19 protein-coding genes and 1 tRNA gene are annotated in these 25,742 nt (G+C 74.9%); 12 read left to right on the plus strand and 8 right to left on the minus strand.

What is annotated here, in order from left to right:
- The first annotated feature begins 18 nt into the window (after positions 1-18).
- Positions 19-1,179 (plus strand): prolipoprotein diacylglyceryl transferase, encoded by a 1,161-nt coding sequence (gene lgt, locus D7I43_RS05575; RefSeq protein WP_120327297.1) that lies wholly within the window; start codon positions 19-21, stop codon positions 1,177-1,179.
- A 15-nt stretch (positions 1,180-1,194) separates the two neighbouring features.
- Positions 1,195-2,382 carry an FAD-dependent oxidoreductase gene (locus D7I43_RS05580; protein WP_120327298.1) on the plus strand — a complete coding sequence of 396 codons (1,188 nt, stop codon included), beginning with the start codon at positions 1,195-1,197 and terminating at the stop codon, positions 2,380-2,382.
- A 130-nt stretch (positions 2,383-2,512) separates the two neighbouring features.
- Here D7I43_RS05580 and D7I43_RS05585 read toward each other — a convergent pair whose 3' ends face one another.
- Positions 2,513-3,358 carry a GNAT family N-acetyltransferase gene (locus D7I43_RS05585; RefSeq protein WP_120327299.1) on the minus strand — a complete coding sequence of 282 codons (846 nt, stop codon included), beginning with the start codon at positions 3,356-3,358 and terminating at the stop codon, positions 2,513-2,515.
- 146 nt (positions 3,359-3,504) lie between these two features.
- Between D7I43_RS05585 and gltB the strand changes: the two genes are divergently transcribed.
- The 3 genes from gltB (at position 3,505) to D7I43_RS05600 (ending at position 11,419) form a co-directional block, all read left to right on the plus strand.
- Positions 3,505-8,217, plus strand: coding sequence for a glutamate synthase large subunit (gltB, locus tag D7I43_RS05590; RefSeq protein ID WP_120327300.1), 4,713 nt, complete (start codon positions 3,505-3,507; stop codon positions 8,215-8,217).
- Positions 8,210-9,718: a glutamate synthase subunit beta gene (locus D7I43_RS05595; protein ID WP_120327301.1), complete on the plus strand. Its 1,509-nt coding sequence runs from the start codon at positions 8,210-8,212 to the stop codon at positions 9,716-9,718. The genes gltB and D7I43_RS05595 overlap by 8 nt, the downstream gene beginning before the upstream one ends.
- Before the next feature lie 222 nt (positions 9,719-9,940).
- A complete protein-coding gene (locus tag D7I43_RS05600) occupies positions 9,941-11,419 on the plus strand; it encodes an MFS transporter (protein WP_120327302.1) in 1,479 nt (492 codons plus the stop codon).
- On the opposite strand, the gene D7I43_RS05605 is transcribed toward D7I43_RS05600, so the two are convergent.
- Both D7I43_RS05605 and D7I43_RS05610 read right to left on the minus strand, forming a co-directional pair.
- On the minus strand, positions 11,409-12,209 hold the full coding sequence (locus D7I43_RS05605) for an SGNH/GDSL hydrolase family protein (RefSeq protein WP_120327303.1): 801 nt from the start codon (positions 12,207-12,209) through the stop codon (positions 11,409-11,411). The two genes, D7I43_RS05600 and D7I43_RS05605, sit on opposite strands and share 11 nt — an antisense overlap.
- Positions 12,210-12,553: 344 nt before the next feature.
- Positions 12,554-14,008, minus strand: coding sequence for an MFS transporter (locus D7I43_RS05610; RefSeq protein ID WP_120327304.1), 1,455 nt, complete (start codon positions 14,006-14,008; stop codon positions 12,554-12,556).
- Positions 14,009-14,350: 342 nt separating this feature from the next.
- Between D7I43_RS05610 and D7I43_RS05615 the strand changes: the two genes are divergently transcribed.
- From D7I43_RS05615 to D7I43_RS05640, 6 genes are all read left to right on the plus strand, one after another.
- Positions 14,351-14,932 carry a TetR/AcrR family transcriptional regulator gene (locus D7I43_RS05615; RefSeq protein ID WP_192902072.1) on the plus strand — a complete coding sequence of 194 codons (582 nt, stop codon included), beginning with the start codon at positions 14,351-14,353 and terminating at the stop codon, positions 14,930-14,932.
- A gap of 458 nt (positions 14,933-15,390) precedes the next feature.
- Positions 15,391-16,278 (plus strand): alpha/beta fold hydrolase, encoded by an 888-nt coding sequence (locus D7I43_RS05620; protein ID WP_120327306.1) that lies wholly within the window; start codon positions 15,391-15,393, stop codon positions 16,276-16,278.
- Positions 16,279-16,612: 334 nt separating this feature from the next.
- Positions 16,613-16,978, plus strand: a complete 366-nt coding sequence (locus tag D7I43_RS05625) for a YciI family protein (protein ID WP_120327307.1) — start codon at positions 16,613-16,615, stop codon at positions 16,976-16,978.
- Between the two features lie 429 nt (positions 16,979-17,407).
- On the plus strand, positions 17,408-18,856 hold the full coding sequence (pyk, locus tag D7I43_RS05630; protein ID WP_120327308.1) for a pyruvate kinase: 1,449 nt from the start codon (positions 17,408-17,410) through the stop codon (positions 18,854-18,856).
- Positions 18,853-19,737, plus strand: a complete 885-nt coding sequence (locus tag D7I43_RS05635) for an acyl-CoA thioesterase (protein ID WP_120327309.1) — start codon at positions 18,853-18,855, stop codon at positions 19,735-19,737. Before pyk ends, D7I43_RS05635 begins: the two co-directional genes overlap by 4 nt.
- A 62-nt stretch (positions 19,738-19,799) precedes the next feature.
- A complete protein-coding gene (locus tag D7I43_RS05640) occupies positions 19,800-20,264 on the plus strand; it encodes an RrF2 family transcriptional regulator (protein ID WP_120327310.1) in 465 nt (154 codons plus the stop codon).
- Positions 20,265-20,331: 67 nt separating this feature from the next.
- On the opposite strand, the gene D7I43_RS05645 is transcribed toward D7I43_RS05640, so the two are convergent.
- The 3 genes from D7I43_RS05645 to D7I43_RS05655 form a co-directional block, all read right to left on the minus strand.
- Complete coding sequence (locus D7I43_RS05645) at positions 20,332-21,765, minus strand: pyridoxal-dependent decarboxylase (RefSeq protein WP_240032808.1); 1,434 nt, start codon at positions 21,763-21,765, stop codon at positions 20,332-20,334.
- A 228-nt stretch (positions 21,766-21,993) separates the two neighbouring features.
- Positions 21,994-23,004, minus strand: coding sequence for an LLM class flavin-dependent oxidoreductase (locus D7I43_RS05650; RefSeq protein WP_192902073.1), 1,011 nt, complete (start codon positions 23,002-23,004; stop codon positions 21,994-21,996).
- A 46-nt stretch (positions 23,005-23,050) separates the two neighbouring features.
- Positions 23,051-23,530 carry an Lrp/AsnC family transcriptional regulator gene (locus tag D7I43_RS05655; protein WP_120327313.1) on the minus strand — a complete coding sequence of 160 codons (480 nt, stop codon included), beginning with the start codon at positions 23,528-23,530 and terminating at the stop codon, positions 23,051-23,053.
- Positions 23,531-23,632: 102 nt separating this feature from the next.
- On the opposite strand from D7I43_RS05655, the gene D7I43_RS05660 reads away from it, so the two are divergent.
- Positions 23,633-24,796: a trans-sulfuration enzyme family protein gene (locus tag D7I43_RS05660; RefSeq protein ID WP_120327314.1), complete on the plus strand. Its 1,164-nt coding sequence runs from the start codon at positions 23,633-23,635 to the stop codon at positions 24,794-24,796.
- 71 nt (positions 24,797-24,867) lie between these two features.
- Here D7I43_RS05660 and D7I43_RS33470 read toward each other — a convergent pair whose 3' ends face one another.
- Both D7I43_RS33470 and D7I43_RS05670 read right to left on the minus strand, forming a co-directional pair.
- A complete protein-coding gene (locus tag D7I43_RS33470; RefSeq protein WP_240032809.1) occupies positions 24,868-25,290 on the minus strand; it encodes a hypothetical protein in 423 nt (140 codons plus the stop codon).
- Between the two features lie 359 nt (positions 25,291-25,649).
- Positions 25,650-25,733: transfer RNA gene (locus D7I43_RS05670), tRNA-Leu, on the minus strand.
- Positions 25,734-25,742: the final 9 nt, after the last annotated feature.

Below are 25,742 nucleotides of genomic sequence, written 5' to 3' on the forward strand. Positions count from 1 at the left end.
GCGGTAGCGTGTGCAACCGTGACTCTCGCCTCGCTGTCCCCCCAGGCGGCCCTGCCCAGTCCCACCACCGCCGTCTGGCAGCTCGGGCCGTTGCCGGTCCGGGCGTACGCAATCTGCATCATCGTCGGCATCGTGGTGGCCTGCCTGGTGACCGAGTACCGCCTGCGCCAGCGCGGGGTCGCACCCGGCGCGGTCCTCGACCTCGCCGTCTGGGCGGTGCCGGCCGGCATCATCGGCGCCCGGATCTACCACGTGGTCACCTCACCGGAGAAGTACTTCGGCACCGGCGGCGACCCGATGAAGGCGTTCGCCATCTGGGAGGGCGGTCTCGGCATCTGGGGCGCGGTCGCCGGCGGCGCGCTCGGCGCGTGGCTGGGCGCCCGGCAGCTCGGCATCCCGCTCACGGTGGTGGCCGACGCGCTGGCGCCGGGGCTGCCGCTCGCGCAGGCCATCGGCCGGCTGGGCAACTGGTTCAACAACGAGCTGTTCGGCGGCCGGACCACCCTGCCGTGGGGCCTGGAGATCCACCGGATGGACCCGGACAACCCGGGCCACGCCCTGCGCGACGACACCGGCCAGCCGATCCTCGAACCGGGCCTCTACCACCCGACGTTCGCGTACGAGGCGCTGTGGAACATCGGCGTCGCGGCGCTGGTCTTCGTGCTCGACCGCAAGCTGCGCTTCGGCCGGGGCCGGGCCTTCGCGCTCTACGTCATGGGCTACACGGCGGGCCGGTTCTGGATCGAGCTGATGCGCACCGACGAGGCGAACACGATCCTCGGCGTACGGCTCAACGTGTGGACGGCCGGGCTGGTCTTCCTCGGCGCGCTCGTCTACTTCCTGCGCGTGCGCGGCCCCCGCGAGTACGTGGTCCCGCTGGCCGCCGAGGCCCCCGCCGCCCCCGCCGCCCCGGCCGAGTCCGACGTGTCCCAGGTCGACCTGTCCGCCCGCGAGGCCGGGGCCCGCCCCGCCGTGCCGGAGGGCTACCGGGTCGTCGACGAGGAGCAGTTCCGCGCGTACCGCGAGACCGGTGTGCTCCCCGCCGAGCCGGCCGCCGACGCCCCGGAGACCGCCGCGGCGGCCGACGCCGACGCCGACGCGGCGAGCGGCGACACCGAGCCGGCGCGGGACGACCGGGCGGGTGCGACCGGCACCGGCACGGCCGACCGCGAGAGCTGACGGGGGACCGGCGCCATGCGTAGCGCGGTGGTGGTCGGCGCGGGCATCGCCGGTCTCTCGGTCGCCGGCGCGCTGGCCCGTTCCGGCTGGGCGGTGACCCTGCTGGAGCGGGCCGACCGGGTGCGTCCCGAGCCGACCGCGGTGGTGCTGTGGCCCAACGGGGTGCGCGCGCTGCGCGCGCTCGGGCTGGGCGCCGGGCTGGAGGCGATCGCGACCCCGCTGCCCGACGGCGGCGTACGCCGTCCCGACGGGCACTGGCTCGTGCAGCCCCGTGCGCTGCCCGCCGACCGGATGCCGGTCGTGGTGCACCGGGAGGACCTGCACGACGCGCTGATCGCCGGGCTCGGCGAGCGGGTCGAGCTGCGTACCGGGGTGACCGTCGAGACGGTGCACGCCGAGGCGGGGGAGCGGCCGGCGGTGAGCGACGGCCGGCAGACCATCGAGGCCGACCTCGTGGTCGCCGCGGACGGCGTCGACAGCCGGATCCGCCGGCGGCTCGCGCCCGAGGCCACCGTGGTCAGCTCCGGCTCGGCGGCGTGGCGGGCCGTCATCCCGTGGTACCGGGCCCCGCAACTGCCGGACGGCCAGACCGTGGGCGGCGAGGTCCTCGGCGCCGGCTACCGCTTCGTCTCCGCCTCGCTGGGCGACCGCGGGTCCGCGGGCGGCTCCGCGCGCGGCGGCATCTACTGGGTGGCCACCGCGGCCGGGGCGGCCCGACCCGAGCCGCCGCGGACGCAGCTCGCCCTGCTCCGCCGCTGGTACGCGGGCTGGCCCGCCCCGATCGGCGAGCTGCTCGACGCCACCGACCCCGCCGACCTGGTCCAGCAGGAGATCCGCGAGCTGCGGCCGCTGCCCCGCGCGTACGGCTACCCGGCCGGGCCGGGCGGGGTGGTGCTCCTCGGCGACGCGGCCCACGCCATGCCGCCACACCTCGGGCAGGGCGCCTGCCTCGCGTTCGAGGACGCGGCCACCCTCGCCGCGCTGCTGCGCGAGTCACGGCTGCCGGACGCCGTCACCGCGTACGACCGGGTGCGCCGCCCCCGCGCGGCGACGATGGTGCGGCAGGCCCGCCGGATGTCGGCGGTGCTCCAGGCCCGGGGCCGGCTGGCGCTGCGGGCCCGCGACGCGGCGCTGGGCACGCTCACGCCCCGGCTGCTCAACACGGCCGCGGCCTCCGCCGCCCAGTGGCGCCCTCCGTCCTGACGCTCCGCGCCCGGCTGCCCCCGGTGCGACCGGGCCCGCGGGTCGCCCCAGGGCCATGCGGACGAAGGCCGCGGAACGGCACCGGCCCGGCACCATGACCGACGGCGTGGGCGGCGGATGGCGCCCGCGGTCAGGGGATGACGGGGGCGGGTTCGGCGATGCAGGCCGTGCCGACCCGGCGGAAGCCGACGCGCAGGTACACCCGGGCGATCTCCTCGCTGCCCGCCGACAGGAACACGAGGTCGGTGCCGGCGGCGAGCAGCTCGCGGGCCAGGGTCGCGGTGACGGCCGCCCCCAGCCCCCGGCGGCGGGCGACGGGCAGCGTCCCCACCCCGGCGATCTCGGCCACGTCGTCGACCCGCATCGCCATCCCGCTGGCCAGCGCTCCCTCGGCCGGCGTGGCGGCCAGCGCCGAGATCCGCCGGCCGTCGACGACCCGGACCCGCTCCTCGTCGAGCGCGGCGGCCTCCAGCGCCCGCACGGCCGCGTCCCGCTCCGCCGGACCGGCCTCGCCCCGCCCGGTGCCCGCGGCCGCGAACGCGACCGCCGCGACCGCCCGGCGGGCGGCCACCGCGGCGGCGAAGTCGGGTGCGTCGGGGTCGAGCACCCGGACCGGCACGTCGCTCAGGGACGCGGGGTCGGGCAGCGCCACGGGGTCGAGCACCATCAGCGGCGCCTCCAGCACGGCCAGCCCCGCCGACCGGGCCACCGGAAGGAGTCCCGGTGTCGTCTCGTGCACCCACTCGAAGGCCTCCGGGAGGCCCAGCTCCCGCTGCCGCTCGCGGACCGCGCCGAGGTCGGCCAGCGACGGCGGCTGCGACGCCCCGATCCGGGGCCGGGCGTAGAACGGGAATCCGGCCCCGTCGCGGACGAAGAGCACCAGATCGCCGTACTCCTCGACGCGGGCGGCGTCCCGGGGCACCGCGTCGTAGAAGCGCTCGAGCCGGCGGAAGAGGTCCTTGTGCGCGGGATCCACCGCGCGAGACTACCTGTCCCAGAGTCTGGAAGGTGTGATCAATCCGGACTGGCCCCGGTGCCCGCGCCCTAACGTAGACTCAATAAACCCACAAGGGCCGACGTCGTCCCGACCATGATCCAACCTGAGTGACGACAGGAGGCCCGGTGGCCTTTCCGTACCCGCAGCAGCCGCAGCCGGTCCCGCCGTTCGGCCCCGCAGTGCCCTCGGCCGGGCTCTACGACCCCGCCTTCGAGCACGACGCCTGCGGCGTGGCCTTCGTCGCCGACCTGCACGGCCGCCGCTCGCACACGGTCGTCGCGAACGGTCTCGCCGCGTTGTGCCGGCTGGACCACCGGGGCGCCCGCGGCGCGGAGCCGAACACCGGCGACGGCGCGGGCATCATGATCCAGGTGCCGGACGCGTTCCTGCGCACGGTCGTGGACTTCCCGCTGCCGCCCGCCGGCGAGTACGCCACCGGCCTCGTCTTCCTCCCCGACGACGACGCGGCCGAGGCCGTGGCCCGCCGGGTCGTCGAGAAGTACGCCCTCGTCGAGGGCGCCGTGGTGCTGGGCTGGCGGGACGTGCCCGTGGACCCGAGCGGGCTCGGCGAGACGGCCCTCGCCGCGATGCCGCGCGTCCGCCAGCTCTTCCTGGCCGCCCGCCGGCTGACCGACTCTCCGGCCGGCCCGGCGGGGTCGCCGCTGCGGGGCATCGACCTGGACCGGGTCGCGTTCTGCCTGCGCAAGCAGGCCGAGCGGGAGAGCGCCGAGCGGGGCGCGCCCGCGTACTTCCCGTCGCTGTCGGCCCGCACGATGGTGTGGAAGGGGATGCTCACCCCCGACCAGCTGCCCGCGTTCTACCCGGAGCTGACCGACGAGCGGGTAGCCAGCGCCATCGCGCTCGTGCACTCCCGCTTCTCGACCAACACCTTCCCGTCCTGGCCGCTCGCCCACCCCTACCGGTTCATCGCCCACAACGGCGAGATCAACACCATCCGCGGCAACCGGAACTGGATGCAAGCCCGGGAGGCCCTGCTGCGCAGCCCGAACGTGCCCGGCAACATCCGGCGGATCTTCCCGATCTGCACGCCGGGCGCCTCGGACTCGGCCAACTTCGACGAGGTCCTGGAACTCCTGCACCTGGCCGGCCGGAGCCTGCCGCACGCGGTGCTCATGATGATCCCCGAGGCGTGGGAGAACGACCCGGGCATGCGCCCGGACAAGCGGGACTTCTACCGCTTCCACGCGAGCCTCATGGAGCCGTGGGACGGGCCGGCCTCCGTCGCCTTCACCGACGGGGAGATCGTCGGCGCCGTGCTGGACCGCAACGGGCTGCGCCCCGGGCGCTGGTGGCGTACGGACGACGGGCTGGTGGTGCTCGGCAGCGAGGCGGGCGTGCTCGACCTCGACCCGGCCCGCGTGGTCGCCAAGGGCCGGCTCCAGCCGGGCCGGATGTTCCTCGTCGACACGACCGCCGGCCGGATCGTGCACGACGACGAGATCAAGGCCGAGCTGGCCGCCGCCGAGCCGTACGGCGAGTGGCTGCACGCCGGCCTGATCGAGCTCACCGACCTGCCGCCCCGCGAGCACATCGTCTACACCCACGACTCGGTGCGCCGCCGCCAGCAGACCTTCGGCTACACCGAGGAGGAGCTGAAGATCCTGCTGGCCCCGATGGCGCGCACCGGTGCCGAGCCGATCGGCTCGATGGGCACCGACACGCCGATCGCGCCGCTGTCCACCCGGCCGCGGCTGCTGTACGACTACTTCCACCAGCTCTTCGCCCAGGTCACCAACCCGCCGCTGGACGCGATCCGCGAGGAGCTGGTGACGAGCCTCAGCTCCACCATCGGGCCGGAGGGCAACCTGCTCGACCCGGGCCCGGCGAGCTGCCGCCAGATCGTGCTGCCGTACCCGGTGATCGACAACGACGAGCTCGCCAAGATCCTCTCGATCGACGAGGACGGCGACCTGCCCGGCTTCAAGGCGGTGCGGGTGTCCGGTCTCTACCGGGTGCGCGAGGGCGCCGCCGGGATCAAGGCCCGGCTCACCGAGATCTGCCGGCACGTGTCGGAGGCCATCGAGGACGGCGTACGCATCCTCGTGCTCTCCGACCGCGACTCCAACGCCGACCTCGCCCCGATCCCGTCGCTGCTGCTCACCGCGGCGGTGCACCAGCACCTCGTCCGTGAGCAGACCCGCACCCAGGTGGCGCTCGTCGTCGAGTCGGGCGACTGCCGCGAGGTGCACCACGCGGCCGTGCTCATCGGCTACGGCGCGGCCGCCGTCAACCCGTACCTGGCCTTCGAGTCGGTGGAGGACATGATCTCCACGGGCGCGCTGACCGGGGTCGAGCCGGCCACCGCCGTGCGCAACTACGTGAAGGCGCTCGGCAAGGGCGTCCTGAAGATCATGTCCAAGATGGGCATCTCGACCGTCTCGTCGTACTGCGGCGCGCAGGTCTTCGAGGCCGTCGGCCTGGACGCCCGCCTGGTCGAGCGGTACTTCCGCGGCACACCCAGCCGGATCGGCGGGGTCGGCCTGGCCGGCATCCACGCCGAGGTCGCGGCCCGGCACGCCCGGGCGTGGCCCCCGGCCGGCACGCCCGGCACCGACCGGCTGGAGGTCGGCGGCGAGTACCAGTGGCGCCGCGAGGGCGAGCTGCACCTGTTCAACCCGGAGACGGTCTTCCTGCTCCAGCACGCCACCCGCAGCCGGCAGTACGAGATCTTCAAGCGCTACACCCGCACCGTCGACGAGCTGGCCGCGCGGGCGGGCTCGCTGCGCGGGCTGTTCACGCTGCGCACCGGCGTACGCCCGCCGGTGCCGATCGAGGAGGTCGAGCCGGCCACCGAGATCGTCAAGAGGTTCGCCACCGGCGCCATGTCGTACGGGTCGATCTCGGCCGAGGCGCACGAGACCCTCGCGATCGCCATGAACCGGCTCGGCGGCAAGTCCAACACCGGCGAGGGCGGCGAGGACGTCGCGCGGCTGCACGACCCGGCCCGCCGCTCGGCGGTGAAGCAGATCGCCAGCGGGCGGTTCGGCGTCACCACCGAGTACCTGGTCAACGCCGACGACCTCCAGATCAAGATGGCCCAGGGCGCGAAGCCCGGCGAGGGCGGCCAGCTGCCGGGCAACAAGGTGTGGCCGTGGATCGCCCGGACCCGGCACGCGACCCCGGGCGTGGGCCTGATCTCGCCGCCGCCGCACCACGACATCTACTCGATCGAGGACCTCGCCCAGCTCGTGCACGACCTGAAGTGCGTCAACCCGGCCGCGCGGGTGCACGTCAAGCTCGTCAGCGAGGTCGGTGTCGGCACCGTGGCGGCGGGCGTGGCGAAGCTCAAGGCGGACGTCATCCTGATCTCCGGCCACGACGGCGGCACCGGCGCCTCCCCGCTGAACTCGCTCAAGCACGCCGGTACGCCCTGGGAGCTGGGGCTCGCGGAGGCCCAGCAGACGCTGCTGCTGAACAACCTCCGCGACCGGGTCACCGTGCAGGTCGACGGCCAGCTCAAGACCGGGCGGGACGTGCTCGTCGCGGCGCTGCTCGGCGCCGAGGAGTTCGGCTTCGCCACGGCGCCGCTCATCGTCGCCGGCTGCGTGATGATGCGCGTCTGTCACCTGGACACCTGTCCCGTCGGCATCGCCACCCAGAACCCGGTGCTGCGGGAGCGGTTCACCGGCACCCCGGAGTTCGTGGAGAACTTCTTCCTCTTCCTCGCCGAGGAGGTCCGCGGCTATCTCGCCCAGCTGGGCTTCCGGTCGATCGAGGAGGCGATCGGGCACGCCGAGCTGCTCGACGTCGCCCCCGCGGTGACGCACTGGAAGGCGCAGGGTCTCGACCTCACGCCCGTGCTGCACCTGCCCGAGCTGGCGCCGGACGCCGCGCGCCGCGGCGTACGGGCCCAGGACCACGGCCTGGAACGGGCGCTGGACAACGAGCTGATCGCGCGCGCCGAGCCGGCGCTGCGGGGCGGGACACCGGTCCGGATCGAACTCGCCGTCCGCAACGACCACCGCAGCGTCGGTGCGATGCTGGGCGGCGAGGTGGTGCGCCGCCACGGCGGCGACGGCCTGCCCCCCGACACGGTGGAGGTCGTGCTGCACGGCACGGCCGGGCAGTCGTTCGGCGCGTTCCTGCCGCGCGGGGTGACCCTGCGCCTGCACGGCGACGCCAACGACTACGTCGGCAAGGGGCTCTCCGGCGGGCGGATCATCGTCCGGCCCGACCCGGCCGCGCCGTTCGTGGACCCGGACGCCGTGCCCGGGCAGCGGGCCGAGGACCAGATCATCGCCGGCAACACCATCCTGTACGGCGCCACCGCCGGCGAGCTGTTCCTGCGCGGCCGGGTGGGCGAGCGGTTCGCGGTGCGCAACTCCGGCGCCGTGGCCGTCGTCGAGGGCGTCGGCGACCACGGCTGCGAGTACATGACCGGAGGGACGGTCGTCGTGCTCGGGCCGACCGGGCGCAACTTCGCCGCCGGGATGTCCGGTGGCACGGCGTTCGTCCACCGGCTCGACCGGGCCCGCGTCAACACCGAACTGGTCGACCTCGCGCCGCTGCGCGAGGAGGAGCAGGCCGTGCTGCACGAGCTGGTGCAGCGGCACTTCGCCGAGACCGACTCGGCGGTCGCCGCCCAGCTGCTCAAGCGCTGGCCGGAGGCGGTCGAGGAGTTCACCGCCGTGGTGCCCCGGGACTACCGCCGGGTGCTGGAGATCATGCGCGCCGCCGAAGCCGCCGGCCGCGACGTCGACGAGGCCGTGATGGCGGCGCTGGCGGCACCGCCGGCGTCGGCCCCGGCGTCGCCCGACCCGTCCGTGCCGGTGCCGCCCGCCCCGCGGGCGGCCAGCCAGGAGGTGGCCCGTGCCTGACCCGAACGGTTTCCTGCGTCACCCGCGGCGGCTGCCGGCCCGGCGGCCGGTGCCGGTGCGGATCACCGACTGGCGGGAGGTCTACCCGCCGGCCGGCGAGGAGCTGATCCGCGAGCAGGCCACCCGGTGCATGGACTGCGGCATCCCGTTCTGCCACGACGGTTGCCCGCTCGGCAACCGGATCCCGGACTGGAACGACCTGGTCCGCACCGGCAACTGGGACGCCGCCGTGGCGTCGCTGCACGCCACCAACAACTTCCCGGAGTTCACCGGCCGGCTCTGCCCGGCGCCGTGCGAGGCCGCGTGCGTGCTCGGCATCGGCGGGGGCGACCCGGTCACGATCAAGCAGGTCGAGGTGGAGATCGCCGACGCGGCCGTGGCCCGGGGCGGACTCCGGCCCCGCGCGGTGCCGCCACCGACCGGCCGGTCGGTGGCCGTCGTGGGCTCCGGGCCCGCGGGCCTGGCCGCCGCGCAGCAGCTCGCCCGCGCGGGGCACGCCGTCACCGTCTACGAGCGGGACGACGCGCCGGGCGGCCTGCTCCGCTACGGCATCCCCGACTTCAAGCTGGAGAAGCACCACATCGACCGCCGGCTGGCCCAGCTCGCCGCCGAGGGCGTCGAGTTCCGCACCGGGGTGAACGTCGGCGTCGACGTCACCGCCGAGCAGCTGCGCGCCCGGCACGACGCGGTGCTGCTGGCCTGCGGGGCCCTGGCCGGCCGGGACACCCCACAGACCCCGGGACGGCGGCTGCGCGGGGTGCACCAGGCCATGGAGCACCTGGTGGCCGCGAACCGGGCCGTCGCGGCGGCCGGAGGCGGCCGTCCGGCGCCGGCCGTGCTCCCCGACGGGACGCCGATCGACGCGGCCGGCAGGCACGTCGTGATCATCGGTGGCGGTGACACCGCCGCGGACTGCCTCGGGGTGGCCCACCGGCAGGGCGCCGCCGGCGTACACCAGCTGGACCTCTACCCGCAGCCGCCGCTGGCCCGGGACGAGGCCCGCGACCCGTGGCCGACGTGGCCGTGGATCCTGCGCAGCTACCCGGCGCACGAGGAGGGCGGCGAGCGGGTCTTCGCGGTCGCCGTGCAGGAGTTCGTCGACGACGGCGCCGGCAACGTGCGGGCCGTCCGCATCGCCGAGGTGACCGTGGAGAAGCGGGACGGGCGGCGGATCGTCACGGCGCTGCCCGGCACCGAGCGGGAGCTGCCGGCGGACCTGGTGCTGCTCGCCATCGGCTTCGAGGGCACCGAGGAGCAGCCGCTGCTGGACCAGCTCGGGGTGCGGCGCAACGCCCGCGGCGCGGTGGACGCCCGGCCGGACTGGCAGACCGAGACCGACGGGGTGTTCGTGGCCGGCGACATGCACCGGGGCGCCTCCCTGATCGTGTGGGCGATCGCCGAGGGCCGGGCGGCGGCCGCCGCCATCCACGCGTACCTCGGGGGCGGCGGGACGCTGCCCGCGCCGGTCGACCCGGGCGCCCAGCCGCTCGCGGCGCGCTGACCCACGGACGGCCGCACCCGGCCACCCGCGTCCGGGCGCGGGTGGCCGCTCGCGGCGCGCCGACCCGCGGCCACCGCCGCCCCGGCCTGGCACGAGGCCGGGACGGCGTGAACCCGCTCACGAAGACCGGCAAATCGGGCTAACCGTCGCCACACTTGGCGACGGCCGAACCGCCGTGCGATCCGGCCCTGTCGTCATGACCGTCGGGTCGGGGAGGTTGTCGTGGCCTTCGGTGCCACGTTCGCCGCGTTGCGCCACCGGAACTACCGGATCTGGGCGATCGCCGGCTTCGTGTCCGTGATCGGCACGTGGATGCAGGTCCTCGGCGTCAACTGGTACGTCCTGGCGCGGACCGGCTCGGCGACGTCGATGGGGTTCGCCGTGCTCCTCCAGGCCCTCCCCACGCTGCTGCTCAGCGTCTGGGGCGGCGCGCTGGCCGACCGGCTGCCCGGCCGCCCGCTGCTGATCGCCGCGCAGGCGGCGCACGCGGCGTTGGCGGCCGGCCTCGCGCTGGTGGCCCTCACCGGTGCCGGTGGCCTGCCGGCCGTCTACGCGATCTCCCTGGTCGCCGGCGCGGTCTCGGCGATCGAGGGGCCGGTGATGGGGCGCTGGGCCTCCACGCTGGTGGACCGGGAGAGCCTCGGCAACGCGCTGGCGCTCGGCTCGCTCACCAACTCCGCCGGCCGGATCCTCGGCATGAGCGTGGGTGCCGTCGTGGTCGCCGCCGTCGGCCCGGCGCTGCTGTTCGCCAGCAACGCCGTGAGCTTCGTCGCGGTGGTGGCCGCGCTGCTGCTCGTCCGCGAGCGCGAGCGGTACGCCGGCGAGCCGGCGGCGGGCGCGGGACGCTCCGACGGCGGTGTCCGGGCCGGCTTCCGCTACCTGCTGCGCCAGCCGGTCGTGCTCGTGGCGCTGGCGCTGTCGTTCGTCCTCGGCAGCCTCGGCCGCAACTACCAGGTCACCATGGCGGCGATGAGCGACGGACCGCTCGGCGGGGGCGCCGGCGGCTACGGCTTCCTGTCCACCGTCTTCGCCGTCGGCACCGTGCTCGGCGCGCTCGTGGCGGCCCGCCGGCGCGACCTGGGCTACGGCGTCCTGGTCGGGGCCGGGCTGCTGGCCAGCGCGTTGCAGATCGTGGCCGGCCTGGCGCCGGGCACCCTGAGCTTCGCCGCGGTGATCCTGCCGATCGCCGCCGCCGCGGTGGTCGTCGACACGACCGTCGGTACGCGCGCCCAGCTCGACACCGACTACCTCATGCGGGGCCGGGTGCTGGCCGCGCTGGCGGTCACCGGGTCGATCTCGGCGGCGGTCGGCGCCCCCCTGCTCGGCTGGCTCTCCGAGCACGCCGGCCCCCGGCAGACCCTCGTGCTGGCCGGCGCGACGGCGGCCGTCGCCACCGTCGTGGCGGCCGTCGCCCTGGACGGCCTCCGGGGTCGCGTGCTGCGCCACCGGCTGGCCGGCGCGCTGGCGGTCCCGGTGGTGCGGCGTCCGGTGCGCCGGGCGGCGTCGACCGCGGTCCGGGCCGTGCGTCCCGCGGCCCGCCCCGCGCGGCCGGTCGCCCCGGCGCGGCCGGCCCGTCCGGTCGCTCCGGCACCCCGCGCCGCCGACGCGCCGGTGGCGACCGGCGCCGTGCCGGTGGCCGCCGTGCGCGACGGCGGCCGGCGGTCCGCCCGGACCGCCGGCTCCGTCGGCGTCAGCCGGTGACGGCCGTCAACGCGGGCAGGTAGCCGTAGCGGTAGCCGTCGGCGTCCGGGTGGTACGCCTCGACGATGCCGCTGATGTCGTTGATCCACGGGTCGCTGCCGCAGACGCCGTGCCCGGCGAAGTACGGCCGGGTGTCGACGAACGTGGCGCCGGCCGCGGCGGCCCGCCCGGCGATGACCGTGGCGAGCAGGTCGGCGGCGTCGTTGAGGATCGTCCGCTTGTAGACGCTCATCGCGAGCCATCCGCAGGAGTTCAGCTCGAACAGGCGCGGGTAGCCGAGCACGATGAGACGGGCGTTGGGGGCCCGGTTCCGGATGGCCGCGTACGTGGCGTCCAACCGGCCGGGCAGCGTGCTGGTCGCGAACGCCCGTGACTCGTTGACGGCCTCGGTGCAGGTCGAGGTGCTCCCGAACCGGCAGCTGGTGATCACGTCGGCGAAACCGGCGTCGTTGCCGCCGATCGTGATCGTGACCATGGTGATGCTGGCGCTGAGCGCGTTGACCTGGCTGTTGATGACGTCGGCGGTGACCGCGCCGCCGCAGGCGGGGAACGCGAAGCTGGTCACGCCGTGCGCGGCGGCCCACAGCGGGGCGTACGACTTCTGGCTGCGCAGGCAGGTGGACCAGTCGTACGGGCCGGCGCCCACGCCGGAGGAGTAGGAGTCGCCGAGGGCGACGTAGTTGACAGTGGCGGCCTGGGCGGCGCCGGGAACGGCGAGCGCCGCCCCGATCGTGGTGGCGAGCAGGGCGGCCAGCGCCGTGAGGGCGCGGGCCAGCGGGCGGTGGGGCATGACGGACCTCCACAGGGCAGGGGTGGTGGGATCCGTGACCGCGCGCGAGGCCAGGCTGGTTTGTTACCAGGCGGTAATGCTATCGAAATATGTACATCAATGGAACCGATGGAGGTTGTGCCGCGTCGGCGGGGCGGAGTGCCGCGGGGCGTCGTCCCGGGAGGCCCGCCCGGCCGGCGCGGACGGCACTGCCGTCCGGCCCCGCCCGGCCGGTGGAGACGGCATGCCGGCCGCCCCCGCCCGCCGCGATCGTCGCGGCGGCGGGCGGGGGCCGGTCCGGGGGTCCGGGTCGGCCGCGCGACCGCGGGGTGGGGAACGCTCCCCGCCCCGCGGCCGCGCCGGCCTCAGCGGGCCGCGGGCGCCAGCTCGGTGGCGAGCTCCGCCCCGGTCGCCCGCGCACGCCCGCGACGGCCCGCCGCCCGGCGCCCGGAGGGCACGAGCAGGGCGGCCAGCGCGGCGGCCACGGCGATGCCGGTCAGCAGCAGGAAGCCGGTCGTGAAGCCGGCCTCGCGGGGAATGCCGCCGGCCTGCGGGTGGGCGGTGACGACGCTGCTGACCACCGCGGCGCCGATCGCGCCGCCGATCGTGCGGATGTTGGCGTTCATGCCGGTCGCCACGCCGGTCTGGCCCGGCGGCACGGTGGCCACGATGAGGTTGGCCATCGAGGCGAACGCGAGCCCGATGCCGACGCCCACGAGGGCGCCGGCCACGCCTACCTGCCAGCGCGTGTCGTGCGCGACGGTGAGCATGGCCGCGGCGAGGACGTTGAACGCCGCCCCGGTGGCGAGCTGCGCCTTGGCGCTGAACCGGGCCTCCAGCCGGCCGGCCGCGAGGCCGGCCACGAACATGCCGACGAGCATCGGGAGCATGAGCAGCCCGGCCTGGGTGACGCTCGCCCCGAAGCCGTAGCCGGCGCTGGTCGGGGTCTGTACGAACTGCGGCAGGAAGGCGTAGATCGCGAACATCGAACCGCCGTAGAGCAGGGCGACCAGGTTGGTCGTCCAGACCCCGGGCAGGCGCATCATCCGCATGTCGATCAGCGGGTTCGCGGAGCGCACCTCGGCCACCAGCCAGGCGACGAGCAGCACGACGGCGAGCCCCAGCAGGCCGAGGACCCGGCCGGACGTCCAGCCCCAGGTCGCGCCCTTGCTGATGGGCAGCAGCAGCGCCACGAGCCAGCCGGAGAGCAGCACGGTGGCGGCCCAGTTGATCCGTCCGGGCGTACGGACCGGCGACTCGGGCACGAACCGGTGCGCGGCGAGCGCGGTGAGGCCGACGACGGCCATCGGGATCCAGAACAGCCAGCGGTAGCCGAGGGCGGCCACGATCGGACCGGCCAGGACGACGCCGAGGCCGCCGCCGGCCGCGATGATCGCCGAGATGGTGGCGACGGCCGAGCTGACCCGCGCGGCGGGGAACTCGTCGCGGATGATCCCGAACGACAGCGGGAAGACGGCGCCGCCGATCCCCTGGACGACCCGGGCGAGGATGAGTACGCCGATGCTCGGTGCGACGGCCGCCAGCAGGCAGCCCAGCGCCAGCGCGACGAGGGAGACCACCAGCATCCGCTCCTTGCCGACCATGTCGCCGACCCGGCCGAGGATCGGCGTGAAGATCGACGCGGAGAGCAGGTAGGCGGTCAGGACCCAGGTCACGGTGTTCTGCGAGGTGTGCAGGTCGTGCTGGATGGTGGGCAGGACCGGGGTGATCAGCGACTGGAGCATCGCGAAGAAGCCGGCGCCCGCCGCGAGGACGAGGAAGGTGAGCCGACGCGAGCCGCGTCGGATGGGCTGGGTCATCGGAAGGGAACTCCCATTGACGTGTGGAGCGGATGTCTGGGTGGGCGACGTCAGTCGCCGGGAGGTGCGGGGACCGCGGCGGCCGCTCGCGGGGACCGGGCGGCGACCCGCGCGGGCGGGGCGGCGGTCCCGCGGCGGTGGGAGCCGCCGGTGTCGAGCCGGACTGCGGGCATGACGGGGCTCCTGGTCCGAAGGTCTGGTGTTTCCGGTCGCGGTGGGACCGGTCGGAAGGTCCGGAGTACGCTATCCGGAGGCGCGGCTCCGGTCAGTTCCGGAGGGGTGCCTCCACTAAGCTAGCGGAGGGCTGCCTCCGGTTGCAAGCGAGGAGAGGTGACGTCCGTCATGGCCAGCGGGGACCAGCTGGGGGAATACCTCGCGAGGCGTCCCCGGCGGGCCGACGCGCAGCGGAACTACGACGCGCTGGTCGCCGCCGCCCGGGAGGCATTCGCGGAGAACGGCGTGAGCACCTCGCTGGAGGAGATCGCCCGGCGCGCCGGGGTGGGCATCGGCACCCTCTACCGGAACTTCCCGAGCCGGCGGGAGCTGTTCGAGGCGGTCTACGTCGACGAGGTCCAGGCCCTCAGCCGCTCCGCCGGCGACCTCGCGCACCTGCCGCCGTGGGAGTCGCTGGTCGCCTGGCTGAACCGCTTCGTGGCGTACGCCGCGACGAAGCGGGCGCTCGCCGAGGAGCTGGCGCACGACTCCGAGGTGTTCCGCCGCTGCCGGAGCGAGATCTACGCCGCGGGCGCGCCGATGCTGCGACGCGCCCAGGAGGCCGCGGCCGTCCGCTCGGACGCGAGCTTCGACGACGTGCTTCGCCTCATCAGCGGCATCGTGGCGTTCCAGTTCCCCGAGGAGGGTCAGCGGGACCGGGTCCTGGCCATCGCCCTCGACGGGTTGCGCTACCCGCCCGCGATCGGCTGACCGCCGCACCGGCCCGCCGGCCTGCCGACCCGGGCTGACCGCGTGTCGGCCCGGGCTGACCGCGCGCCGGGGCGTCGTGCCCGACCCCGGCTGACCAGGCGCCCCGGGCTGACCGCGCCCCCGACCCAGGCTGACCGCGCCCCCGACCCAGGCTGAGCGCGCCCCCGACCCGGGCTGAGCGCGCCTCCGACCCGGGCTGAGCGCCCGCCCATCGGGCCGGCGCCGCCGACTGCGGCCTGCCACCGTCGGGGCCTGTCGGACGGGCTGACGGCCCGATCGGCCGTGCCGCCGACCCATCCGATTTGCCGGATCGCGCGCCGGCCGGAACATCAGGTTACCGTCGCGTAACTTGTCATTGACGTTTCCGAATTGTTGCGCGCATCATCGTCTCACGGTCGATCGGACACCCCCCATCCGTTCTCCCGGTTCGCCGGGTGCCTCCCACCGGAGGTGCAGCCGTGCTGCTCCGAAAGACCGCGCTCACCCTCGCGCTCACGACCGCCGCCGTCCTCCTCGCACCCGCCACCGCCGGCGCCGCGCCGGAACGCGCCAGCGCGGAAACGCCCGCCCCGCCGGCACGCGCCAGCGCGGAAACGCCCGCCGCCCAGGGCACCGCCGCATCGCCGGCGAGCGCCCCCGCCGGCACGACCGCCGCCACCGTCCACAGCGCACCGGTCGCCGCCACCGCGGGGCGACCGGTCATCGTCGTCGGCGGGCTCAGCGGCGTCGCCGTCGCGTACGAACCGCTCGCCGCCCGGCTGCGCGCCGACGGCTACCGCGTCTTCATCTACCAGCTGCCCGGGCTGGGCCTCGGTGACATCACCGCCTCCGCCCGCTCGTTCGCCGGCTACGTCGACCAGGTCCGGGCCGCGACCGGAGCGGCCACCGTCGACGTGGTCGGCCACTCCGAGGGGGGTCTCGTCTCCCGCTACTACCTCAAGCGGCTGGGCGGGACGGCCGCCGTCGGCCGCTACGTCAGCCTCGGCACCCCGCAGTACGGCACGTACGTGGCCAACATCCTGAAGTTCCTCGGCCTCGGCAGCTGCGCGGGCGTCGTCGCCTGCCAGCAGATGTCGATCGGATCGGCGTTCCTGGCCGACCTGAACGCCGGCGACGACACTCCGGGCGCCGTGCGCTACACGGCCGTACGCACCCTCCAGGACGAACTCGTCCGGCCGGTGGACAACGCGACGCTCGCCGACGGGGCGACGAACGTGCTGATCCAGGCGTACTGCCCGCTGCGCGTCGTGGGCCACCTCGGCCTGGTGCTCGACGGCACGACGTACACGGTGATCCGCGCCGCGCTGGCCGGCGCCCCGGTCCAGCCCAACTGCCTCGCCCTGTGAGCCGGCGGGGTGGGCCGGTCACCACGCCGGCCCACCCGCGCGCCGGCCCGCGCCGCGCTGGCCCACCCCATTACGCCGGCCCACCCGCGCGCCGGCCCACCCGCGCGCCGGCCCGCGCCGCGCCGGCCCACGGCCTGCCGTCCACCGCCAGTGCTACCGCCCAGACGGTGACAGCCGGGGCGGGCGACGCCGATCCGGGTCGGAACGGGACGGCCCGCCGGATTGGCCGAGCGTCGGATACGCCGCCACGGCCCGTGCGACGCTGGGCCCGTGCCCGCGGCGTCGACCCCGCCCAGGTCGGCGACGGCGGCGCCACGGCGGGAGGAGGCAGCCAATGGCGGGAGCGCCGCAGGTGGACTTCGCGCTCGACACGTACGAGTGCATCGTGCTGTATCCCGGTGCGGCCGGGCGGGCGCTGCCCGCCGAGACGATCCAGCGGCTCCAGGCCGAGCACGCCGAGCACATGCAGGCGTTGCAGCGCCGCGGCATCGTCCTGGTCGCCGGTTCGGTGGACGGCCCGGCCCGCAACCCGGCACCGCCGATCGGCTTCGGGTTGGCCCGCACCGGCTCGGTCGAGGACGTGCGCAGCGTGATGGAGGCCGACCCGGCGGTGCAGGCCGGGCTCTACCGGGTGGACGTCATGACGTTCCTGTGCCCCGCCGGCTCGCTGGAGTTTCCGCTGGCCAAGGCGCAGAGCTGAGCCGCCGGCGGGCGTGCGGGGCGAACCCTGCCGTGCCGGCTCGCGCGGCGTAGGCCGGCTCGCGCAACCGGTCCAGGCTCGCGCAGCCCGTGCGGGCGCCCGCGGCCCGTGCCGGCTCGCGCCGCCCGGACCCGAGGGGCACGGCCACGACCTCCACCGGCCGGACCGCCGTCCCGGACGCGCCCGCCCCGCGCGGGCGCCGCCGGCCGGCGCCGTTCCGGCCTCCGGGCTGCGGGAGGACCGCGCCGGCCGGCGCGGACGGGAGGCGTACGATTCCCGGCGCGCGGTCGCCGTTGCCCGCCAGCCACCACCGCCCCCCCGGTGCGGTTGCGCCCGCCCCCTCATGCGGGCGCCGCACGACGGTGGACAATTGATCCGCAGCCCGCAAGGGGTCGGCGGACAGCCCGACCCGGAGGAGAGACTAGCCTGATGGGCGTGACACGCCGCGCGAAGATCGTCTGCACACTCGGTCCCGCCACCTCGTCTCCGGAGCGCATCCGGGGCCTCGTCGAGGCCGGGATGAACGTGGCGAGGCTCAACTTCAGTCACGGCAGCCACGCCGACCACGAGGCGGTCTACCGGCTGGTCCGGGAGGCGGCCGAGGCGGCGGGCCGGCCCGTGGCGGTCCTCGCCGACCTCCAGGGCCCCAAGATCCGCCTGGGCAAGTTCGCGGACGGCCCCTACGAGTGGCGCACCGGCGACTCCGTCGTGATCACCGGTGACGACGTCCTCGGCACCAAGGACCGCGTCTCCTGCACCTACCGCAAGCTCCCGCAGGAGGTGAAGCCCGGCGACCGGCTGCTGATCGACGACGGCCGGGTCGCCGTCGAGGTCACCGACGTGCAGGGCAACGACATCCGGGTCCTCGTCACCGAGGGCGGCCCGGTCTCCAACAACAAGGGCGTCTCCCTGCCGAACGTGGCGGTCAGCGTCCCCGCCCTCTCCGAGAAGGACGCCGAGGACCTGCGCTTCGCCCTGGGTCTGGGCGTCGACATGATCGCCCTGTCGTTCGTCCGCTCGGCCGACGACATCAAGCTCGTGCACGCCGTCATGAACGAGGTCGGGGTGCAGCGGCCGGTGCTCGCCAAGGTCGAGAAGCCGGAGGCGGTGGACCACCTGGAGGCCATCGTGCTGGCCTTCGACGGCGTCATGGTCGCCCGCGGCGACCTCGGCGTCGAACTCCCGCTCGACCAGGTGCCGCTGGTGCAGAAGCGCGCCGTGCAGCTCTGCCGGGAGAACGCCAAGCCGGTCATTGTGGCCACCCAGATGCTCGACTCGATGATCGAGAACTCGCGCCCCACCCGGGCGGAGGCCTCGGACGTGGCGAACGCCGTCCTCGACGGCGCGGACGCGGTGATGCTCTCCGGCGAGACGAGCGTCGGCAAGTACCCGGTGCTCACGGTCAGCACCATGGCCAAGATCGTGACGACGACCGAGTCCGGCTCCATCGCCGTGCCCCGGCTCCAGCACGACCCGCGTACGCACGGCGGCGCGCTCACCATCGCCGCCTCCTCGATCGCCCGCGCGATCGGCGCGAAGGCGCTGGTCGCCTTCTCCCAGACCGGCGACACCGTGCGGCGGCTCAGCCGCCTGCACTGCGACCTGCCGCTGCTGGCGTTCACGCCCGTGCCCGAGGTGCGCAACCAGCTCGCCCTCTCCTGGGGCGTCGAGACGTTCCTCATGCCGTTCGTCGAGCACACCGACGACATGTTCCGCCAGGTCGACCAGGCGCTGCTCGGCCTCAACCGGGCAAACCCCGGCGACTACGTGGTGATCGTGGCGGGCAGCCCGCCCGGCACCCCCGGCTCCACGAACACCCTGCGCGTCCACCAGCTCGGCTCGCTGGTCGACGCGGCGTCCGCGCGGGCGCTGCAGTGACCGGCCCACAGGTCGCGGTCGGCCAGGCCGCGGTCGACCAACTGCTCGAGGTCCTCGACCTAGAGCAGACCGGCGACATGACCTTCCGGGGCATGAGCCCGCCGGTCGGGCCGCAGCGGGTGTACGGCGGCCAGGTCGCCGGCCAGGCCCTCGTGGCCGCGGGACGCACGGTCGACCCGGAGCGGCTCGTGCACTCGCTGCACGGCTACTTCGTCCGCCCCGGCGACCCGACCGAGCCGATCGAGTACCAGGTGGAGGACGTCCGCGACGGCCGCTCCTTCTCGGTACGCCGCTCGGTCGCGCTCCAGCACGACAAGCCGATCTTCTTCATGTCGGCGTCGTTCCACCGGGCCGAGGAGGGGCTGGACCACCAGGCGCCGGCCCCGCCCGACGTGCCCGGGCCGGACGAGGTGCCCACGATGACCGACCGCCTGTCCCGCTATCCCGAGCGGCTCGGCATCTGGGCCCAGATCCCCCGCCCCATCGACGTCCGCTACGTCGGCGAGCCCGGCTGGGTCCGCCCCGGCGACCGGCCCGCCAACCCCCACCAGCGGGTCTGGATGCGCATCGACGGCAAGCTGCCGGACGACCCGCTGTTGCACGCCTGCGCGCTCACGTACGCCTCGGACCTGACCCTCCTCGACTCGGTGCTCTCGGTGCACGGCGAGGTGTGGGGGCCCGGCGGCGTGGTCGGCGCGAGCCTCGACCACGCGCTGTGGTTCCACCGGCCGTTCCGCGCCGACGAGTGGTTCCTCTACGACTGCTGGAGCCCGTCGGCGTCCGACGCCCGTGGCCTGGCCACCGGCCGCATGTTCACCGTCGACGGCCGGCAGATCGCCAGCGCCGTGCAGGAGGGCCTGCTGCGCCGCGTCGGCGAGTGACGGCCTGACCGGCCCCGGGGCCGGCGGGCCGGGCGGCCGACCAGCCCGATAACCTGTCCGGCATGCGTCTATCCGCCCGGGTCGACTACGCCCTCCGCGCGGTGGCCGAGCTGGCGGCGACGGCCAGCGGGCCCGGACGGGGCCGGCCCGTCACCGCCGACCAGATCGCCCGGGCCCAGGAGATCCCGCCCAAGTTCCTGGAGAGCATCCTGCTCCAGCTGCGCCGCGGCGGCATCGTGCAGGCGCAGCGGGGGCCGGAGGGCGGCTACTGGCTGGCCCGCCCCGGCGAGGAGATCTCCCTCGCCGAGGTCATCCGGATCATCGACGGCCCTCTCGCCCACGTGCGGGGGCAGCGCCCCGAGCAGCTCGGCTACCACGGCGCGGCCCGCGCGTTGCAGGAGGTCTGGATCGCGCTGCGGGCCAGCGAGCGGGAGATCCTCGAACTGGTGACGGTCGCCGACGTGGCCAACGGCAGCCTGCCCGCACGGATCACCGAGCTGGCGGCCGACCCGCGCGCCTGGACCTGACCGACCGCGGCCCCGCCGGTCTGGCCGGTCGCCCGCCGGCGCGGGCGTCCGCCGGCCGGTCCGGGCCTCAGCCGGCCCCGAGCTCGTCGGCCGCCGCGCGGAGCAGGTCCCACGCCTCGTCGACGTGCGCCTCGGTCGTGTACGGCGAACCGACCGCCAGCCGCAGCGTGTAGCGGCCGTCGACCCGCGTGTGCGTGAGATGCACCCGGCCGGTGGCGTTGACCCGGGCCAGCAGCGCGCTGTTGGCCTCGTCGTCGGCCCGCAGCCGGAAGCAGACCAGCGAGAACGGGTGCGGCGCGGTCACCTCGAACCGCTCGTCGGCGGCGACCCGGTCGGCGAAGCGGGCCGCGAGGGCCACCCCGCGACGGATGTGCGCCCGCAACCCCTCGACGCCGTACCAGCGCAGCACGAACCAGAGCTTCAACGCCCGGAACCGGCGACCCAGCGGCACCTGCCAGTCCCGATAGTCGATCACCGCGTCGGACTCGGTGGCGGCGTTGCGCAGGTACTCCGGCATCACCGTGAGCGCCTCGACCAGCTCACCCCGGTCGGCCACCCAGAACGCGTCGCAGTCGAAGCCGGTGAGCAGCCACTTGTGCGGATCGAAGCAGTACGAGTCGGCGTACTCCAGCCCCGCGTGCGACCAGCGCAGCTCCGGGCAGACGGCGGCCGAACCGGCGTACGCGGCGTCCACGTGCAGCCAGACCCCGAACTCGGCGCAGATCGCCCCGATCTCCGGCACCGGGTCGACCGCCGTGGTGGACGTCGTCCCGATGGTGGCCACGACGATCGCCGGCACGTCCCCGGCGGCCCGGTCCGCCTCGATCGCCGCCCGCAGCGCGTCCGGACGCATCGCCTGGGTCCGCGGATCCACCGCCACGACGCGGACGCCGTCGGCCCCCAGCCCCGCGATCCGTGCCGCCTTCTCGATCGACGAGTGCCCGTGCGTCGACGTGTACACCCGGTACCGCCGGTCCACCCCGGCGTCCCGCCAGCGGCCGCCGCCGGCCCGGTGCAGCGCCGCGAGGGTGGCCACCAGCGTCGCCGAGGAGGCCGAGTCCTGGATGACGCCGCCGCCGCGGGTGTGCGACCGGAACTTCTCCGGCAGGTCGAGCAGCCCGGCGAGCCAGTCCATCATCGCCGTCTCCAGCTCCGTGCAGGCGGGACTGGTGGCCCAGAGCATGCCCTGCACGCCCAGACCGGCGCTGACCAGGTCACCCAGCACGCTGGGGCCGGACGTGTTGGCCGGGAAGTACCCGAAGAAGCCGGGGTGCTGCCAGTGCGTGAGCCGAGGCGCGACCAGCGCGTCCAGGTCGGCGAGGACCGCCTCGACGGGCTCGCCCTGCGCCGTCGGGCCGTCGGGCAGGGCGGCGGCCACCGCGCCGGGCGGATCCGACGAGACCACGGGACGCTTCCCGAGCGTCGACCAGTAGTCGGCGATCCAGTCCACCACGGCGTACCCGGCGCGCCGGAACTCCTCGGGGTCCATGTGCTCAGCCACGAGTCGAGTCGATCAACAAACCGGCCGGGTGGCAAGGGGGAACCGCATCACGACCCCGGCGCCGGAGGCAGGCACCGGGCCGTGACCGCGGAATCCGCACAGCCACGGCCCGGTGCGCCACACCGCGGCGTCCCCGACCCGTCCCGACCGGGAACGCCGTACCACCACCGGCTTCCAAACTAGGCGCCGTCCGGGTCGCGGGGGTGACGCCAGCGTGAAGATCGTGTTTCAGGCGCCCCGGCGCAACCCGCCGGCGACCTCCTCCGCCACCAGCTTGAACGAGCGGACCCGGTCGGCCACGTCGTACACCATCGTGGTGAGCATCAGCTCGTCCGCGCCGGTGCGCTCCCGCAGGTCGGCGAGCTGCCGGCGAACCGTCTCCGGCGACCCGATCGCCTGCCCCTCCCAGCGCGCCGCCACGAACTCCCGCTCCACCTCCGTGTACGGGTACGCGGCCGCCTCCTCCGGCGTGGCCAGCGGCTCCGGCCGCCCCGAGCGCAACCGCAGGAACGACAACCCGCTCGGCCCCGCCAGCCACCGCGCCCGCTCGTCGGTCTCCGCGCAGACGACGTTCACCGCCACCATGGCGTACGGCTCGTCCAGCCAGCGCGACGGCCGGAAGTGCTGCCGGTACAGCGTCAGCGCGGGCAGGGTGTTCGGCGCACTGAAGTGGTGCGCGAACGAGAACGGCAACCCGAGCAGACCGGCGAGCTGGGCGCTGAAGCCGCTCGACCCCAGCAACCAGATCGCCGGCTGAAGGCCCCTACCCGGAGTGGCCGTGATCGGCCCCGGCCGCTCGCCGCTGAAGTAGTTCATGAGGTCGGCCAGCTCCCGGGGGAAACCCTCGGCCGACAGCCCCTCCATCGTGCGGCGCAGCGCCAGCGCCGTCACCTGGTCGGTGCCCGGCGCCCGGCCGATGCCCAGGTCGATCCGGCCCGGATGCAGCGCCTCCAGGGTGCCGAACTGCTCGGCCACCACCAGCGGCGCGTGGTTGGGCAGCATGACGCCACCCGACCCGAGCCGGATCGTCGAGGTCGCCGCGGCCAGGTGCGCGATGAGCACCGCCGGCGCCGAACTGGCGATCGCCGGCATGTTGTGGTGCTCGGCCACCCAGAACCGGTGGTAGCCCAGCTCCTCGGTACGCCGGGCCAGCTCGGTCGTGTGGCGCAGGGCCTCGCCGGCGGAGGCGCCGGCCGCGACGGGGGCAAGGTCGAGAACGGAGAGCGGTACGTCGATCACACGCCTCGCCAACCCCGCACGCGCCGGATTTGTTCCCCGACGCGATTCATCCCACGCCCCGCGCCTGCTCGAAGATGAGACTCGTCTGCGTGTGCTGCACCGCCGGGTCCACCGCGAGATGGTCCAGCACGAAGTCCCGAAGCGCGTCCGCCGAGGCCGCCCGCACGTGCAGCACGTAGTCGTCCGCCCCCGCGACGTGGAACACCGACACCACCCCGGGCAGCCGCACCGACCGCGCCCGGAACGCGTCCACCGCCGGCCGCTCGTGCGCCTTCAACCGCACCGACACCAGCGCCTGCAGCGGCAGCCCCAGCGCGGCCGGGTCGATCTCCGCGTGGAACCCGCGGATCGCGCCGCTCTCCCGCAACGCGCGCGTCCGCGCCAGGCACGTCGACGGCGCCACACCCACCCGGTCGGCGAGGGCGTTGTTCGGCAGCCGCCCGTCCGCGGCCAGCTCCGTGAGGATCGCGCGGTCGACGTCGTCCAGCGCCGCGAAGCGCCGCACATCATTCGGGGGAGGGGCCATGCGCACATCCTCCACCGAATCCAAGGAAGTCACAAAGACATTTCACAGAATCATCTTCGGATCCATTGCCATATACCGGCCTGATGTTCGACGCTTCGGCCCATGACGACGTCCGTGGACACCCGGGCGGTGCACGCCGGCCGCGACGACCTCACCGCGCTCGGCGTCCACGTGCCGCCCATCGACCTCTCCACCACCAACCCCCTGCCCTCGGTCGACGTCGGCGGCGACGCCTACGAGAACCTCGCCGGCGGCAACCCCCTCACCCCCGGCGACAGCGCCGTCTACCAGCGGCTCTGGAACCCCACCGTCGCCCGCTTCGAGAACGCCCTCGCCGACCTCGAAGGCACCGCCGCGTCCGTCGCCTTCGCCAGCGGCATGGCCGCCCTCACCGCCACCGTCCTGGCCGCCACCCGCGACGGCCGCCGCCACGTCGTCGCCGTGCGGCCCCTCTACGGCGGCACGGACCACGTCCTCGCCACCGGCCTGCTCGGCACCACCGTCACCTGGGCCCGCCCCGACCAGGTCGCCGACGCCGTCCGGCCGGACACCGCACTCGTCGTCGTCGAGACCCCCGCCAACCCCACCCTCGAACTGGTCGACATCGCCGCCCTCGCCGACGCGGCCGGGCCCGTGCCGCTGCTCGTCGACAACACCGTCGCCACCCCGGTGCTCCAGCAGCCGGCCCGCCACGGCGCCGCCCTCGTGCTGCACAGCGCCACCAAGAGCATCGGCGGGCACGGCGACGTCCTCGCCGGGGTCGTCGCCTGCGACACCGACTGGGCCGCCCGGCTCCGGCAGGTCCGCGCCGTCACCGGCGCGATCCTGCACCCACTCGGGGCGTACCTCCTGCACCGCGGCCTGCAGACCCTGCCCGTCCGGGTCCGCGCCCAACAGGCCACCGCCGAGAAGCTCGCCGGCTGGCTCGCCGGCCACCCCGCCGTCGTACGCGTGCACCACCCGTCCGCGCACGACCCCGCCGGCCTCGTCGGCCGGCAGATGACCGGCACCGGCAGCCTCCTCGCCGTCGAGGTACGCGGCGGCGCCCCGGCCGCCGCGACCGTCGCCGGCGCCTGCCGCCTCATCACCCACGCCGTCTCCCTCGGCGGGGTGGACACCCTCATCCAGCACCCGGCGTCGCTCACCCACCGCCCCGTCGAGGGCGACGCGAAGCCCGCCGGCGGGCTGCTGCGGATCTCCGTCGGCCTGGAGGACCCGGAGGACCTCCGCGCGGACCTCGACCAGGCGCTCGCCCGCATCGCCTGACCGCCTCCGGCCGACCGGGGGCGGCCTTCCCGGCCTCGGGCCGGCCCGCGCCGGACCGGGGGCGGGCCGCCTCACGACTTCGGGCCGACGTGCCGGTCCAGGGCCGCCACTGCCGCCCGGCGGGCCACCGAGAGCGAGTTGCGCCGGTTCATCCGCCACGAGATGCCGAGCAGGTCCAGCGCCCACTGGCAGAGCCCCATGATGTCGGCCGACTCGTTGGTGAACAGGTAGCGCGGGTAGACGTACTCCCTGCCGCGGACCGTCACCCGGTTGCTCGCCCGGCAGCCGTCGGAGTGGAACAGGCCGCGCAGGAAGTCACCGGGGTGGGCGCTGACGATCTCCCGCTGCCAGTCGGCGAGGACGATGGGGCGCTCGTGCTTCCTGCCCGGCCCGTGCTGAGGCAACAGGCACGGCCAGTGCTTGCCGTAGCTCTGCACCTTGACGCAGCCCTCGTGCCGGACCCGTTGCACCGATAGGGCCAGCACGGCCTTCATGGCCTGCTCGCAGGCATCGACGAGGCCTGGCCAGGCGTCGGCGCAGTAGATCCGCAGAAACGGAACCCGGGCACTGGTGACCAGGTGGCCGTCACCGAGGTAGAGGCCGACCAGGTAGGCGTAGGCGGCTGGGTCTGTCGGATTGTCGACGTCGCTCCGGCATCGGAAGCACCGCGACGCCGTGCCGGGTTGCTTCGGCTCTGGGCGGTCTCTGCACCAGTGGCGAACGGTGGGGTACGGAAGGCCGAACTGGCGGGCTACCTCCGCCACCGTGCTGCCGGCGAGGTACTGCCGACGAGCGCGAGCGCGAATGTCGAGGGAGTGCACGCAGGCATCTTCGAACGCATGTATGACAAAAGTGCCGGGAGCGGGACTCGAACCCGCACGCCCTGTCGGGCAAATGCTTTTGAGGCATTCATGTCTGCCGATTCCATCATCCCGGCGTCACCCTG

Source organism: Micromonospora globbae (genome assembly GCF_003610785.1).
In the GTDB taxonomy this organism is placed as follows: Bacteria; Actinomycetota; Actinomycetes; order Mycobacteriales; family Micromonosporaceae; genus Micromonospora; species Micromonospora globbae.